This window comes from Niastella sp. sgz303648, assembly GCF_059587045.1.
Genome location: NZ_JCAPSW010000011.1, coordinates 206,356 through 221,706, shown reverse-complemented (window position 1 = coordinate 221,706; position 15,351 = coordinate 206,356). Strand labels below are relative to the sequence as shown.

The following is a 15,351-nucleotide window of genomic DNA, read 5'->3' as shown; positions in this document are numbered from 1 at the left end:
GTGTTTATTTTTTCAATCGTCGATACCATACAGTTTTTTAATACGGTTGATTTCATCCAGATTACTGGCCCTTTGCAGGCTTAACCGGGTATTCTGATCGGTGAATCTTCGCAAATCGCTGACATAAGATTCTATTTCGTCAGCAGACCGGTTCAAAAGTTCCAGTCTTTGCGCATCGGACATTTGAACTGAAAAGGATTCCAGCAGTATCAGTATTTGATCGAGGCTTTCAGCACTTTTTTCAATAATCCCGGTATAAACACTCCGGATATACTCAATTTCATTCTCTGTAAAATGATTATCGCTTCGAATTAAAGCATAGGCCCTTTTGTATTCACTAATTAGCTGCTTCTCCCTGCCAATGATTTCGGTAATCCGTTTGTAATAAGAAATAATGGATTTCACTCTCCATAATTCATCGAAGTAATCTTCATAGAGTTTTTTTTGCTTTCCTGTCCAATCTGCGATTTCCTGAAGTTTTAGCCTGGAAAGGGTATTCTCTACCTGCTTTTGAATGTTCTGCAGATCGATCGTTTTGTTTTGTAATCGCTGAATCTGCAAGTCAATGGCCTTAATTACTTTAATTACAGCCTGCCTGATCGCTTCGGTAATAGGATCCTGAGCAAAGCTCCTTGCCGGCATTATCGAAAAAACTATCATCAGCAATAAAGGCAATGAAATTTTAAGTATAATTTTCATAACGCTGATTTGTCCATGTTTTCGCGGATATGATTGGCGAGCATAGCAATACCCCGCTTTATGCTGCCGTATTTTTTAGCGTAAGCCTGCACCTTGATCTTTTCCTTTTCTTCCGTTGTATAACAGAGGTATTCCTCGAGTGAAACCTCTGTACGGTACACCTTACTGATCATTCCACCCAGGCTGATAAACACCTCCTTGTACTTCCGTTTAGGATCGTTTGCTTTATTCATGGAAAGGATCAATGCTTTTTCTTTATCTGTCAAACCGAGCAGTTCCTGTATCTGCTGGAATTTATTAGTGTATTTTGATTGATCAAGTAATATTTTGCAATCACTATTATTGATAATCGCATCTTTTATAATATTCGAATTGGTGATATCATCTACTTCCTGCGTAACTATAATTGGTTCACCATAGAATTTCCTCATTGTCTTAAAAAGGTATTTTATGTACTCAGCCATCCCTTGTTTCATGATCGCTTTCCAGGCCTCTTCAATTAGCACGATTTTCCGGACTCCTTTCAACTTACGCATTTTATTTAATACCGTTTCCATAACCGTAATGGCCACGGCACTAAAGAGAATCGCATTGTCTTTGATGTTATCCAACTCAAATACAATAAATTTCTGTTGTAACAGATCGATGTTTTTTTGTGCATTGAGCAGATAATCGTATTCGCCGCCTGTATAAAAAGGCCTTAACACATACAGGAAATTATCGACATCGAAATCTTTTTCTTTAATTCCTTCAGCCCTAAGTTTATTAACAAAAACGTCTTTTAAAAATTCATAGAACGAATTAAAACAAGGAAATATCTGTGGATTTGATTTGATGTAACTGAAATATTCCTGAAGAGCATTTGAAAGCGACACATATTCACTTCTGGAAAAGCTTTCATCGTCCTTTTTCCATAAAGCGAGCAATAAAGTTTTAATACTTTCTTTTTTCTCTATGTCCAGCTCTTCTTCATTCAGAACAAAAGGATTAAACTGAATTGGCTCTTTTTCGGAATAAGTGAAATAATAGCCATCGAGCAGTTCACAAAGTCCCCTATAGCTATGGCCCACATCTACTACCACCGCATGGCTGCCCTGCTCTACATATGAGCGAAGGAGTAAATTTGTAAAGAAGCTCTTTCCGCTGCCTGAAGGACCTAAGATGAATTTCGACCGGTTCGTACAAATTCCCCGGGCCATCGGCTCATCTGAAAGATCCACATGAACCGGGAACCCGCTGATACGATCGGCCAGCCGGATTCCCACCGGGGATAAGGAACTCCGGTAATTGGTTTCCATATTGAAAAAGCAGGTAGCTTGCTCGCAAAAAGTGTCGAAGGTTTCGTTAGCGGGCAGGTCGCCGGCGTTTCCTGGAATGCAGGACCAATAAATCTGAGCTGCACCCACAGTTTCATGCTTCGTGCGAGCATCCATCTGCGCGATTGCCGCAGAAACCTTGTTGCGGATGTCTTTAGCCTTTTCTTTATCATCGGACCACACAAAAAGATTAAAATGTGCCTTAACCGGCAGGCGTTGTTGCGAAATCGCTTCATTTAAAAATTGGTTGACTGCTTCCCTGCTGATGGCATTTTCCCTGGAATAAGAGCTTAGTGATTGCAGGCGCAGACGCCGGCTTTCCAGCTTTTTCAATGTAGCCGGTGCATCGTCAATTACAATAAACTGGTTGTAAATGTGATTGCAATCCAGCATTTGTGCCAGCGGTGTAGCAAAGCTTACACTGAATTTAGTTTTGTCTGTACTATACCGGTCATAGTTGATCCGCGGACCACATAAAGCGGGTAAATCTGATACGTCAGCAAGGGTAAACAGACTACAATAAAAATCACCAACTTTGATCGCATCCTGCGTGATACCCAGATCACGGATCACCGGCGTTTCATTCTCCTGCAACAGAAAACAATATTGCTCGATTAAGCCTGCACGCTGTTCTGTACCTGCCAGATCATCGCTTGTTAACCGGCGCAAATTTACATAGCCGCTATCCTGAAGGATTTTGGCAAATTGCCCTGCCTTGTCCACAAAGCTTTCCATAATTTTGCTATCAATCGTCTGTAGCGGTACGATAGTAGGTCGAATCAAATTGGAAAAGAGCGAATTGGGGAAACGTTTACCCTCGGATTTTTTAGTCAAAAACAGAAAACAGCGGTGATTGAGGTAAGGTCTTTCATGAAAATGGCGTTCACTGCGTTGAGACAGAAAACTTTTACTGGCTTTGGAAAAATCTGCGGAGTATTTTGCTTCAGTAAACCAATCCTGTTTGTGCACTACTGAGTTTTTAGGGAGAAGCCGGATGGCCCTGATCCAGGTATGATGAAGAGCTTCAAAATCATTTGCAGCCAGGGTAAAAATTTCCGGAAGTTCCACCTGAAAGACGATAGTTATGTCTCCGGCTTTTGACAAAATGCAATCCTGCTCTACTTTATATATCGGAAATAGCTGTTCCAATTGCTTTATCTTCTTCATATTATTTTTTACTTAGCTGAATGAATGTTTCTCTTGATCGTGACTGAATAGCTTTTGGCAAACGTCTTTGCGCAACTTTTTTCATCAGGCCATGTTCACCGTACTTGTTACTTAGATGTTGGATGGTTATAAAAAGAGCAAATCCCATTAGCAGAATGATACTGATGCACACATAACTGTTAACCCCGGCAATAAAAAGAATGGCAAACAGCAAAAGGAGAATCACCAGACCTATTGCCAAATAAATGATGTATTGTGCTTTGATGCCTTTAAATTCTAAAGCACGATTAACCCCGCGATTTATTTCGTACACACTGGCCATAAAACTGCTGAATAGGATTACCAAAAAGACGAACGGAGCGTCGCAACGAAAGCTTAATAGCGTTACCGGCCCTGACCTCATACTTTTACAACCCAAAAAACGCCCTCAACGCCGTGGCTACTACTACCAGAAACAAGCAGGCGCCGAACCAGGCAGCCGCTGTTTTATTCGCATCCTGCTCACCATGCGACATCTTGTTATACACTTTAACTGCACCTACTATCCCAACGACCCCGCCAACTGCGTATAACAACTTGAGGCCTGTACCAAAGTATTTCTTTACTAAGTCGGCGGCATCAGTAAGACCTTTTTCGCCATCTTGCGCAGATAAGGCAGAAGCTAATAACAGGCAACCAATCGTTATTAATGAAATTTTGACAATACAAATTCCAGCAGTTTTATTCTTGCGCTTCATAAAACGTTAATATTTTAAAGTAGAAGGATGGTATTGTTACAACAAATAACCTTTAAGGATAAGCGGTGGAAGATGTTTTTTAATTCCACAGATTGAGCAGTTGGTCTTTTGTCACCGACAGGCCGCAATCGCGTTCTACGCTGACTGCTATAAAACTGTTGATGGCGTCGAAGTATTCGGTATCCCTGAAAATTGTGTAGGGATTGACAATGGCCTTTAATTTTGATAATACTTCTTCAAGGTTGGGCGAATTTGAAGCCATATTATCCAGAGCATTTTGAATTTTTTCTACCACAATTTCAGCAGCCTTCAATATGAACGATTCCTGATCGTCAACAGCAACTAAATGAGATTCCAATGCAAAATCTTTATCGATTGTGATTTCGGCGGCATCAGACAATTCCAATAAAGGCCGGTCAATGAGTGCAGGCGGGAAATTTGACTCCCCGGATTGAACAATGTTAAAAGAATTGGGTTGCCCTTTAAATAATGCGGGTTGTGGCTTCTTCCGGTCCCAAACTATTACTATCGTACAAACAAGTGCAATCAGCCAACAGATTCCAAAAAGTATGACAGAATCATTGCTAAACATAAAAGTTGCTTTTGAAGTGAAAAAATCGCTAATTCATTCCTGTGAGAACAAAAATCGGATGGCGGGAAAGCGATTTTTCAGAGTGCGAGTTGAGGCTCAGGAAGATTTATTTTGTTAGTAAAGCATTATTATTAAGAAATAACGAAAGACAGCTTTAATTGAAATGTGACCGGACTGAAGTCAGGTATGCAGACCTCTGCCTATTCTATTGCTCGTGTACAGAACCTGTAGAAAACCTTTTCCTTCGTTAAAATGCTCTGGATAAGATTGTCCGTACTTGTTTACCACGTTGCACAGAGTATGATTGACGATTTTGGTGGATATATACTTATAATTATCGTATACACTGTGGTCGTAATGCTAGTTACCGATGCAGGAATCAGTTCAGGGCAGCGGTACTATTCTTAGCTTTTTCCCGCTCAATGTATTGCCCGCATTTTGGGCAAGTTCGTCTTGGATACAGTAATGTGATATATGAACACTCACTCTGAACAGTAAGCTATTCGTTTTTTCAGCTTCGGCCCGGCCTTTAATCATACCTACTTAGGATCCATACGAGTTCAGTTTCAACTGTAGTATTTGCAGGTAACAGATCATTAGCATTGCCACGAAATATTCAAAGTTGGAAGAAACTCGAAATTCGTCATTTGTCAAGCAAGATTTTTACTGGATCGCCTATCAAAGTATTCAAAAGCTTACGACAAATCTGGGTTTGAATTTATCAGCTGGAAACAGAAGGTGAACTGGGATATAACTAATGATGTAAAACGTGTCCTCACGTATGACACGCCATTGCCTATGATCGTAAACAGGAGCAGAAATGACAAGGATCAAAAGAACTATAACCATTTGCCTATTCCATGATCAGCACGGCAGCGCCCTGAATGCTTCCTTTCCGAAACTCGTTCAACGCTTTATTGGCCTGCGGCAATGGATATAAATGCGTTTCAGTATGGATTCTGGTTTTTGCCACCTGTTCAAAAAAATCCACTCCATCTTTACGGGTAAGATTGGCAACGGAGCGGATCATTCTTTCCTGCCAAAGCCATTTATAGGGAAAGGACGGGATATCACTCATATGAATACCACCACAAATTACGATGCCGCCCTTATCAGTATCCTGCAACGCTTTTGGCACCAATTCCCCTGCCGGTGCAAAGATGATAGCGGCATCCAATAGCTCAGGAGAAGCTTGTGATGAATCACCTACCCATTGAGCACCGAGTCTGGCCGCAAATTTTTGTGCATCTACATCCCCAATGCGGGTAAAGGCAAATATTTTTTTCCCCTGGGAAATGGCCAGCTGTATAAGTATATGCGCTGCTGCACCAAATCCATAAATGCCGATTTTCTCTGCATGATCCCCTATCATCCCATAAGACCGGTAACCTATCAATCCGGCGCAAAGTAAAGGAGTACTTTGCGCATTGGCATATTCCGGTGGAAGCAAAAAGCAATACCGGTGATCAGCTACCGTATATTCTGCATATCCTCCATCAATGGTGTAGCCGGTAAACCCAGCTTGTGTACACAGGTTCTCCTGCCCCTTCAAACAATAACGACACTTACCGCACGTATATCCCAGCCAGGGAATGCCTACCACATCGCCTTCCTGTAGTTTTGTTACTTCTTTGCCGGTCTTTACAACAGTCCCTATAATTTCATGCCCCGGAATAAGCGGAAGTTTGGGATGTTTAAGTTCTCCATCAAATATATGAAGATCAGTGCGACATATACCACAGGCTATAATTTTTACCAATACCTGCTGTGCTGAAGGAACAGGCAAAGGTAAAGTTCTATATAATAATGGTTGCCCGATACTTTCAAGCACCATGGCATACATGTTATTAGGCAAATTCATAAAAAGTAGTGTTACAGCATAAATTATACTTAAACATGAGTCAGTTATCATAGCCTTAGTCAAAATTGAAACATCAGGGCATATTAAAAAACGATCTTTATCATTACAGTGCATGATTAGTTTCAGGAATGCAAACATGATTAGCCATACCTTATTTGTCACATGATCAGTATCATATTTGCTGCTCATATACGTCATATCAATACCACAAAACATGAATATCTTTATGCAAACGAAAGCTAATGAACCATATAATCAATAAAATTGGCTTTTGGTCAGGCATTGCAGCATTTACGTTTACGATTGCCTACTGCATTGTCCAAATCCTGCAGCTTTATGATATTATCACTTATCCTACCGATGAAAGGCTTGTTTACGGAACATCGCTTTGCATTGTAGTCCCTTTTGTTCTGGAGATTCTTGCACTTCATTTTATCACACCAGAAAAGAAAAAGTTTTGGAGCCATGCCGCATTAATTTTTACAACATTATATGCGGTGTTCGTAAGTGCAAATTATGTTGTTCAATTAGCAACAGTAATTCCAATGACACTGAAAGGATATTTAAATGAGGTTCGTATTCTTCAACAAACGCCCCACTCATTGTTCTGGGATTTTGATGCTATAGGCTACATATTTATGGGTTTAGCCACTTTAATAGCCATACCTGCTTTCGAGAAAAAAGGCTTTCAAAAATGGGTACGCCTGGCGTTCATTGCCAATGCACTTGTAACCCCTTTGATTACTATTGTGTATTTCTATCCTACTTATTCTTATAATTTATTGCTTCTTGGTTTTCCATGGGCTATAACAGCTCCACTGTTTATGTTAATGCTTGCAATCTTGTTTAAAAAGAAGAACGGGAATAACAACATTACTCCACTCCCATAATACGTTTATCTGAAATTCCTTTATTTTTCGAACAAGCAGGATACCAGAGTGGCTTGTATCAATATTGCTTAAACAGGAGTTTTCATTTCAGGGATTAATTCTTTATTAATCGCACGGTTGCCCAATATCTTTTCCAGATCATCTTTAAATATAACCTCTTTTTGCAGCAGCAATTCAGCTACCCTCATAAGCGATTCTTTATTCTGTAAAAGAATGCTTTTTGTCTGCTGAAAAGCATTATCTACCAGTTTGCGCACTTCTTCATCGATCAGCTTACCGGTTTCTTCGCTATAGGGTTTTTGAAACCCCGAATCCCGTTGCCCCGATGAATCGTAAAAGCTAACATTTCCTATCCTTTCATTAAATCCATAATATGCAACCATCATGTAAGCTTCTTTGGTTACTTTTTCCAGGTCATCCAGTGCACCGGACGACACTTCACCGAATATTATTTCTTCTGCCGCACGGCCGCCCAATGTTGCACATAAATGTTCAAAAAAAGCTGTGCTGGTCCTTAACTGTTTTTCATCAGGTAAGTACCAGGCTGCCCCTAATGTTTTGCCTCTTGGTATAATGGAAACTTTTACAAGTGGATCAACACTTTTTAATAACCAGCTTGTTACTGCATGGCCTGCTTCGTGGTAAGCTATTATTTTCTTTTCTTCGGGAGAAATAATCTTACTTTTTCTTTCAAGACCAGCTACAATTCGATCAATAGCATCCAGGAAATCGGACCGCCCCACTTTTTCTTTTTTCCTGCGGGCTGCAATAAGAGCTGCTTCATTACATATATTGGCAATATCCGCACCCGAAAAACCGGGTGTTTGCGAAGTTAGGAAGTGAATATCAATAGTATCATCTAATACAAGTGGCCGTATATGCACCTTAAATATAGCTTCACGTTCTTTTAAGTTAGGAAGCTCCAAATATATATGCCTGTCGAACCGGCCGGGACGAAGCAATGCGGGATCAAGCATATCAGCACGGTTGGTTGCAGCCAGTACAATAACACCGGTGTTGGTTCCAAATCCATCCATTTCGGTAAGAAGTTGGTTTAATGTGCTTTCCCTTTCATCATTCGCGCCGCTAAAAAATGTATTACGGCTTCTTGATCGTCCTATTGCATCAATCTCATCTATAAAAACAATGCAGTGCGCTTTTTCTTTAGCTCTTTTGAATAAATCGCGTACCCTCGATGCGCCAACACCTACGAACATTTCAACAAATTCAGAACCCGAAATACTGAAAAAAGGTACCTGTGCCTCCCCTGCCACCGCTTTTGCAAGCAGCGTTTTACCTGTTCCCGGCGGACCGACCAATATAACCCCTTTTGGAATCTTTGCTCCCAACCGGGTGAAATCCTGCGGGCTTTTTAAGAAATCAACGATTTCTTTTACTTCCATTTCCGCTTCATCAAGGCCGGCTACATCATCGAAAGTTATTGTGCTTTTGTTTTCTTTATCAAGCAGTGTGGCGGTAGATTTACCAAAACTAAAAACCGAAGAACCACCGGTACCTCTCATACTTTTACGTAAAAGATATTGCCATATAAAAAACATCACAATAAAAGGCCATATCCAACTCATTATGTTCCGGAATCCGCTTGCTTTTTTGAAATATGTTACAGGGATGTTTTCTTTTCCAAACAACTTTTGCTCGGCTGCATTTAATTTTTGTTCAAAAGTTTCAACTGAACCAATAGTCATCGTATAATGAGGCCCGGGGTTGGGCTCTTTTCCGATCAGTGGTTTAAACGCCTTTTTAAACGAAGTATCGCTCTTAAATTCTTTTTTTATGTATATCTCAACATAATCCTGGTTTATAACCACCATTTTTTCTACAGCACCTTTACTTAAAATTTTCGTCTCAAAATCCAGCCAGCTTATGTCCTGTACAGGATTGGTTGTCCATGTAAACAACAACGGGAATAGTATTATTCCAATAAGTAGTAGCACGGCCCATAATAAAGGGATTCTTTTTGAAGAAGATTTCCGGCGGGATTTCTTTTCATTGTTATTATTAGCCGGTTGCATAAGGTGTGTTTATTGTATCAAAATTGATGTATCCCACCAGGCAAAAATATGACCGTAGTCACCAATTTGCATGATTAGCTTCAGGCAACGAAAAGGCCTTTAATCATACGTGTCGCTGAACCTTCTCATTTGAAACCGCCTGTTCGAAAAGCTAATATTGTGATGTTGTTTTGAACACTAATTTTAAAACTTTTAGTATGACACCCCAATATTTCAACAATGATTTTGCGAGGCAATTCAGGCATGATTACATTGTATACCCATGTACTGAAGAATATGAATATAAAAATCTGCTTTTAAGACAGTTTTCCGGTAACGACAAAGAAATGCCTCTCCTTGGGGAATACCTGGATGAAAAATTTCATAATGCCGGCCTGGTTTACCGAATCATTATTAAACTGGAAAATGAAGAAATACCTCATTCGCGCAGTTTATTCAACCTGGCCCGGCAAATTAACACCCAATTCAATGTTTATATGACGGAAGAATCTAATACGGCATATTATTATAAGGAGGTAATTGCTATGCTCAATTCATTTTGCGAACTGGCTGATACTTTACAGGAAGATATAAGAGAATGTTTATGCGGTAACCTTAAAAAAATTTATTGTGGTGATACTGAACAGAAAAGCTGCATCGATATCGACAGCTCATATACATATAAAGTTATAGACTCTATAGATTTTTACCTGAATGAACTACAAACCTATTACAACTATTTCAATACTACCTTGCAAAAAGAAGTAAATAATACTAATGGAATTGGGGTTACAACACATGTGGCAGAATGCCTGTTACAACTGATCGCATGCAACGAACAGGTAATCGCAGATATTGAATGTACACGGAATGTGCTGTTGGAATGGGAAACAGAAATGGATAACAAAGAACAACAGGAATTGTATAACTGATATGATATAGATCACTTTGCCAAAACCATTCAACCAATCAAATTCAGGAATTTTTTTTCATCAATAATTTTGAGTTGATCTTCTTTCCTCGCCTGTTCCAATTTCGATCCGGGGTCTTTACCTGCTACCAGATAATTCACTTTGGATGAAATATTGTCAACAGTTCGTCCACCCAAATGCTCCACGATATTTCTGGCCTCCTCACGGCTATATTTTTTCAATTCGCCCGTAAACACAAAGGTGAGCCCGGATAATTTTCCTTTAATGCTTTTCTTTTTTTTGTCATTGCAGATGTTGACGCCCGCTTTTTTTAATTGTTTGATCATTTGTACATTTTCCTTTTGGTGAAAAAATGCATGAATACTGGCAGCTACCGTTTCTCCTATATCTGGTAGTGCAGCCAGTTCTTCTTTTTTCATTTCTGCAATATCAGTAAGGCATGATACAGTATCCGCAAGCGTTCGGGCAGTTCGTTCGCCTATATAATGAATACCTAGTCCATTGATCAGGCGCGGCAGCGGTCGTTTTTTGGAAGCATCCACTGCATGCTGCAGATTGGCTGCTGATTGCCGGCCGAATCCTGGCAGTTTACTGATTTTACCAAAATCCATTTGATAAATGTCGGGAATGGAATGAATAATATGCGCTTCAAAAAGGCGATTTACCGTTTTTGAACCCATTCCCTCTATATTTATAGCATTCTTTGATGCAAAATGCTGAATGCGTCTCTTTACCTGGGCAGGGCAATTAACGTTTATGCATCGCCATATACTTTCTCCTTCCGGCCTTATCAGTTCAGCGTGGCAGCAGGGACAATTTTTGGGGAATGCTATTTTGCGGGTATTTTTCGACCGGTTTTCTATTACTGGTTTTACTACATATGGGATTACATCACCGGCCCTTTCCACAATGACAGTATCACGCAACCGAATATCCTTGTCACGTATATAATCTTCATTATGTAAAGAAGCCGAAGCAATAGTAACGCCACCTATATGAACCGGTTCAAGTTCGGCCACCGGTGTAATAGCGCCCGTTCTGCCTACCTGAAAATGTATACCTGTTAGTACGGTTGTACCTTGCCTGGCTTCAAATTTAAAAGCCATTGCCCACCGTGGATGATGGGCGGTGAAACCAAGCTTTTTGTATAGTGAAAAGTCATTTACTTTAATAACCACTCCATCGATCTCATACAAAAAATCGTCTCTTACTTTGATCCAATGATCACATATTGACAAAAGATCCTTCAGCGAGTTGGCCTTTTGCAGTTCCCCGAAGGGTGTTTTGAAACCTACCGAGTGTAGTATGTCAATCGCATTTTGCTGTTTTTTAATCCGGCTTACCATAACATCATTGCCACCTTTGTCTACTGCATAGCTTATCTGGTATAGCCATGCAATTAAATCCCGCTTTGCAACTACTTTTGGATCCTGCAGGCGTAACGATCCCGCTGCAGCATTCCTGGGGTTGGCAAACAATAGTAGGCCCTGCTTTTTTCTTAACCGGTTGAGCTCTTTGAAGCCCCCCTTTTTGATGATCACTTCCCCCCTTATTTCTACTTTATGGATATTAAACTTTGAAAAAGCAGCTTTCAGCGGAATAGATCTTAACGTTCTGAGATTACCGGTAATATCTTCTCCTATTATTCCATCACCCCTGGTAGTGCCTCTTACAAAACAATCGCCTTCGTATATTAATGAAATGCCGGTACCATCCAGTTTAGGTTCGATGGTATAAGTGACAGATGTTACTTTTGACATTTCTTTCACCCGTGTATCAAAATCTTCGAGGTCACTCTTTTTATAAGAGTTGTCGAGCGAAAGCATTGGGGTCAGATGTGCTGCTTCGGGAAACTCCCCGGTCAACTTCTCTCCTATTCGCTGCGTAGGCGATGTGGGCGTAACAAGTTCCGGCCACTTCTTTTCAATTTCCTTTAATAAATCAATGAGTTTGTCATATCCGGAATCAGAAATAACAGGATCATTCAGAACGTAGTACCGATGGTCGTGGTAAGAAATAGACTCATGTAACCGGTGAACATATTTCTGTGCATCTTTTTTGTTTTTGATACTGTTTATTGAAACAGTCAAAAGCTGATTCGTATTCTTCTCAGCAATTTTCACGGTTATTTTTATTTGGCTTCATTAAAAATCGCCCAAAATTTATCAATTCTGCATGTATATATTAATGACCTTGATCAACCGGCATAATGACAAACTGCATTCTTATACTGTCACACGATGAAATGTTCCCCAAAAAGCGGGAAAAAAGCGAATTAAAAAAAGTTGAGGTTCTGCACCGGCTTTTTGCATATTATCTGTGAATGCAGCGGCATCAGAAACAGCTTCCTTATGTTGGTCATTGAAATGCTTCACCGGAAAATTTTCAGATCACTACGTATTGAACGGCATTTCCCATAAACCTGCTTTTTTTTAGCGCTGCGGCGATCCTTTCTTATCCGTTCTATTTCGCTGTCAATGTATGATTGTGACACTCCTTCATGAGGAATAACAAAGAACCCGGTAAGGCTTACAGCGCCAATATCACAAACGGCATTTATTTTTAAAGAATACAGTGAATAATTAAAAGGCAAGATATAAATGAATATTTGCCAGGAAAATAAGGGCGAAAATCACTAACACTGCGAATGTGGTCAAAGCTCCTAATCCCAGTGCTTTCCCTACTTTTGCAGAAAGTCTCTTTTTCGTTCCCTCTGTTAGTGCATGCTTTCCAAAAACAATGGCTAAAATGCCCAGTGGAATTACCAGTAACAGCGTATAGGTTGGGATGAACAGGAAAACGACGGAAGCAATCCCCAACCATAAAGAAGCTGTGGCGTTTTTGTCGGCATTGACAGTGTTGTCTTGTAAGAGGTGCTGCCTGGATAATTTTTTCAGGTACATCCGGAGGAATATTCTTAAAAATCCTGGTCTGCCAGCATGCAGAGCAGATGCTGTCACGGAGGCCCCATCCGATCGTTCCTTTACCGCTACAGATTCCAGTGAGGAATATGCTTTAACGGACATCAGGACAATACAAATACCCATTAAAAGAGCAGAAAATCTGAAGTAGTTCATAGCTGCTTATTTGAGGTTTTATAATTACACATATATACTGTTTATAAATATGACAATTTCGATATGTGCGTATATTGGATGGTTTTGGTTTTTACAAGAAGTATTAATGCTACATAACGCTTTTTTACTAAGTCGTTTTTTTATGTAAGCGTTGTTGCTTAAGTTGTCTGAATTGCTGAACCTCTTTCCATGCACAGGTATTCAGAATATTTTCCTTTTTGCACCATCCCCGGCGGGCAACCGAAACGCCTGATTGCATAAAATCAAATTGCGACAAGGCATGCGAATCGGTGCTTATAGTGATTATAGCTCCGTTTTCAATGGCATCTTTAACCAGGTTATCCCGTAAGTCGAGCCGGTCGGGCTGGGCATTGATCTCAATAGAAGTACCGGTAAATGCCGCTTTCTCTATTAGTTTTTTCCAATCAAGTGCATATGGTTCCCTTTTGTTGATCAATCGGCCACTGGGGTGACCGATACAATTCACATACCTGTTGTCGCAGGCTTTGAGCAGTCGTTCTGTATTGTCTTTTGTGAAACCGCTGTGAATAGAAGCAACTACCCACTCAAACTGGTGCAAAATATCATCAGGCAAATCAAGCGAGCCATTGGCCAGGATATCTACTTCAACCCCTTTCTTTACGAAGTCTTTTCCCAGCTTTTTATTGACCCTATCAATCTCTTTAAATTGTTGAATAAAGTCTTCGGGCTGCAACCCATGGGCCACCCTTTCACTGGGAGAATGGTCGGTAAGAACAATGTATTCGTAGTTTGGAAATTCTTTACAAACATACCGCGCAATGGTTTCAATTTCATCGGCGCCATCGCTCCAGGTACTATGCATCTGCAAATCGCCCCTGATATCTTTTAACGCTACCAGTTTAGGCAACTGGTGTTTTCGGGCTTTTTCAATTTCACCTCTTTGTTCGCGTAATTCGGGCGGTATAAACTGCATGCCAAACAACCGGTAAATTTCATCTTCGGTAGCACCAGCCAGGCGTTTATCGCTTTCTGCGTCGAACACACCGTACTCATTCACCTTCCATCCTTTTCCTTTAGCCCAGGTGCGCAATTCGATATTGTGTTCTTTTGAACCGGTAAAATATAATAAAGCCGCCCCATATTCATAATCATGCACCAGCCGAAGGTCTACCTGTAAATTCGATTTTTTTAAAACAATAGCAGCCCTTGTTTCTCCGCTGGCCAGGGTTCTTGCTGCCTGTGGCAAGGCAATGAATTTATTAACTATCTTTTTCCAATCTTTTTTATCGGCCGTAGCAATAACATCAATATCGCCAATGGTTTCTTTTTTCCTCCGTAAACTGCCGGCCAGTTCGGCTTTTTTAACCCCCGGCATGGCCAATACTTCCTGCAATATTTCGCTTCCGGCACGCAAAGCATCCCACAACAACATTCGGGTATGCGCTTCTTTGAAAAGCTTTAACCCGCGCTTCATGTTCTCGATTTTCTTTGTGCCAAAACCTCTCAGTCCTTCCAGCTTACCTGCTTCAATGGCTTTGATCAATTGTTCCCGGTTATTGACGTGCACCTTCTGATGCAGAATTTTTACAGTGGCCGGTCCAAAGCCATTAATATCCATCAACTCTAATAAACCCTCCGGTACTTTCTTTTTAAGTTGTTCAAAGGTTTTGATCTTATTGGTATTCAGGTATTCGATTATTTTCTCACCTATACTTTCACCAATGCCATGCAATTCATGTAAAGCGTCTTTATCTTTTACGTATTCCGAAATGTCATTTTTCAGGTTACTTAGTGTACGGGTTGCCCCATCATAAGCCATAACCCTGAACCGGTGTTTAGCGCCCAGGTACCGGTAACAGGATGCCATCTGATGAAAAATAGCAGCCAGATCGGCATTGTGCTGCACCCCCGGCTTTTTAACAGTTGCTACCCTCATAAAATAATTTTATCAAATAAACATCGAAAGAGCCGGTAAATACAATGAGGGCGGTCAAAATGCAGAATGATGATGGTCAGCAGAAGACGATTTTATTTATTGAATTACATGATGCCTGTCATTGTATGCAAAGGCCGTAATGTGCTAATT

Annotated in this window: 13 protein-coding genes; 2 read left to right on the top strand and 11 right to left on the bottom strand. The window is 40.5% G+C overall.

The annotated features are described in order from the left end of the window. Window positions 1-12 precede the first annotated feature (12 nt). The 6 genes from AC59IL_RS27890 to AC59IL_RS27865 form a co-directional block, all read right to left on the bottom strand. On the bottom strand, window positions 13-699 hold the full coding sequence (locus tag AC59IL_RS27890) for a conjugal transfer protein TraI (protein ID WP_496555510.1): 687 nt from the start codon (window positions 697-699) through the stop codon (window positions 13-15). Beyond that, window positions 696-3,182: a TraG family conjugative transposon ATPase gene (locus tag AC59IL_RS27885; protein WP_496555509.1), complete on the bottom strand. Its 2,487-nt coding sequence runs from the start codon at window positions 3,180-3,182 to the stop codon at window positions 696-698. Before AC59IL_RS27885 ends, AC59IL_RS27890 begins: the two co-directional genes overlap by 4 nt. Before the next feature lies 1 nt (window position 3,183). Next, entirely contained in the window at window positions 3,184-3,504 is a 321-nt protein-coding gene (locus AC59IL_RS27880; protein WP_496555508.1) for a DUF4133 domain-containing protein, read from the bottom strand. 85 nt (window positions 3,505-3,589) lie between these two features. After that, entirely contained in the window at window positions 3,590-3,919 is a 330-nt protein-coding gene (locus AC59IL_RS27875; RefSeq protein WP_496555507.1) for a DUF4134 domain-containing protein, read from the bottom strand. 79 nt (window positions 3,920-3,998) lie between these two features. Then, window positions 3,999-4,511 (bottom strand): hypothetical protein, encoded by a 513-nt coding sequence (locus AC59IL_RS27870; protein WP_496555506.1) that lies wholly within the window; start codon window positions 4,509-4,511, stop codon window positions 3,999-4,001. A gap of 853 nt (window positions 4,512-5,364) precedes the next feature. After that, on the bottom strand, window positions 5,365-6,372 hold the full coding sequence (locus tag AC59IL_RS27865) for a zinc-dependent alcohol dehydrogenase family protein (RefSeq protein WP_496555505.1): 1,008 nt from the start codon (window positions 6,370-6,372) through the stop codon (window positions 5,365-5,367). Window positions 6,373-6,614: 242 nt separating this feature from the next. Here AC59IL_RS27865 and AC59IL_RS27860 point away from each other — a divergent pair, with 242 nt between their 5' ends. Next, the gene (locus AC59IL_RS27860) at window positions 6,615-7,262 is read left to right on the top strand and encodes a hypothetical protein (RefSeq protein WP_496555504.1); all 648 of its coding nucleotides are present in this window, start codon (window positions 6,615-6,617) and stop codon (window positions 7,260-7,262) included. A 68-nt stretch (window positions 7,263-7,330) separates the two neighbouring features. On the opposite strand, the gene ftsH is transcribed toward AC59IL_RS27860, so the two are convergent. After that, on the bottom strand, window positions 7,331-9,295 hold the full coding sequence (gene ftsH, locus AC59IL_RS27855; RefSeq protein WP_496555503.1) for an ATP-dependent zinc metalloprotease FtsH: 1,965 nt from the start codon (window positions 9,293-9,295) through the stop codon (window positions 7,331-7,333). Between the two features lie 197 nt (window positions 9,296-9,492). Between ftsH and AC59IL_RS27850 the strand changes: the two genes are divergently transcribed. Further along, window positions 9,493-10,206, top strand: a complete 714-nt coding sequence (locus AC59IL_RS27850; protein ID WP_496555502.1) for a hypothetical protein — start codon at window positions 9,493-9,495, stop codon at window positions 10,204-10,206. A 29-nt stretch (window positions 10,207-10,235) separates the two neighbouring features. Here AC59IL_RS27850 and ligA read toward each other — a convergent pair whose 3' ends face one another. From ligA to polX, 4 genes are all read right to left on the bottom strand, one after another. Continuing rightward, window positions 10,236-12,329, bottom strand: a complete 2,094-nt coding sequence (gene ligA, locus AC59IL_RS27845; protein ID WP_496555501.1) for an NAD-dependent DNA ligase LigA — start codon at window positions 12,327-12,329, stop codon at window positions 10,236-10,238. Window positions 12,330-12,431: 102 nt separating this feature from the next. Beyond that, entirely contained in the window at window positions 12,432-12,581 is a 150-nt protein-coding gene (locus AC59IL_RS27840) for a hypothetical protein (protein ID WP_496555500.1), read from the bottom strand. A gap of 207 nt (window positions 12,582-12,788) precedes the next feature. Then, window positions 12,789-13,283: a hypothetical protein gene (locus tag AC59IL_RS27835; protein WP_496555499.1), complete on the bottom strand. Its 495-nt coding sequence runs from the start codon at window positions 13,281-13,283 to the stop codon at window positions 12,789-12,791. Window positions 13,284-13,410: 127 nt separating this feature from the next. Continuing rightward, window positions 13,411-15,201 (bottom strand): DNA polymerase/3'-5' exonuclease PolX, encoded by a 1,791-nt coding sequence (gene polX / locus AC59IL_RS27830; RefSeq protein ID WP_496555498.1) that lies wholly within the window; start codon window positions 15,199-15,201, stop codon window positions 13,411-13,413. Window positions 15,202-15,351: the final 150 nt, after the last annotated feature.

Bases quoted from the DNA above. Each gene is read 5' to 3' on its own strand.
- AC59IL_RS27865 (WP_496555505.1), bottom strand. From the start codon at position 6,372: ATGAATTTGCCTAATAACATGTATGCCATGGTGCTTGAAAGTATCGGG.
- polX (WP_496555498.1), bottom strand. From the start codon at position 15,201: ATGAGGGTAGCAACTGTTAAAAAGCCGGGGGTGCAGCACAATGCCGAT.
- AC59IL_RS27880 (WP_496555508.1), bottom strand. From the start codon at position 3,504: ATGGCCAGTGTGTACGAAATAAATCGCGGGGTTAATCGTGCTTTAGAA.
- ftsH (WP_496555503.1), bottom strand. From the start codon at position 9,295: ATGCAACCGGCTAATAATAACAATGAAAAGAAATCCCGCCGGAAATCT.
- AC59IL_RS27870 (WP_496555506.1), bottom strand. From the start codon at position 4,511: ATGTTTAGCAATGATTCTGTCATACTTTTTGGAATCTGTTGGCTGATT.
- AC59IL_RS27885 (WP_496555509.1), bottom strand. From the start codon at position 3,182: ATGAAGAAGATAAAGCAATTGGAACAGCTATTTCCGATATATAAAGTA.
- AC59IL_RS27860 (WP_496555504.1), top strand. From the start codon at position 6,615: ATGAACCATATAATCAATAAAATTGGCTTTTGGTCAGGCATTGCAGCA.
- AC59IL_RS27835 (WP_496555499.1), bottom strand. From the start codon at position 13,283: ATGAACTACTTCAGATTTTCTGCTCTTTTAATGGGTATTTGTATTGTC.
- AC59IL_RS27850 (WP_496555502.1), top strand. From the start codon at position 9,493: ATGACACCCCAATATTTCAACAATGATTTTGCGAGGCAATTCAGGCAT.
- AC59IL_RS27875 (WP_496555507.1), bottom strand. From the start codon at position 3,919: ATGAAGCGCAAGAATAAAACTGCTGGAATTTGTATTGTCAAAATTTCA.
- AC59IL_RS27890 (WP_496555510.1), bottom strand. From the start codon at position 699: ATGAAAATTATACTTAAAATTTCATTGCCTTTATTGCTGATGATAGTT.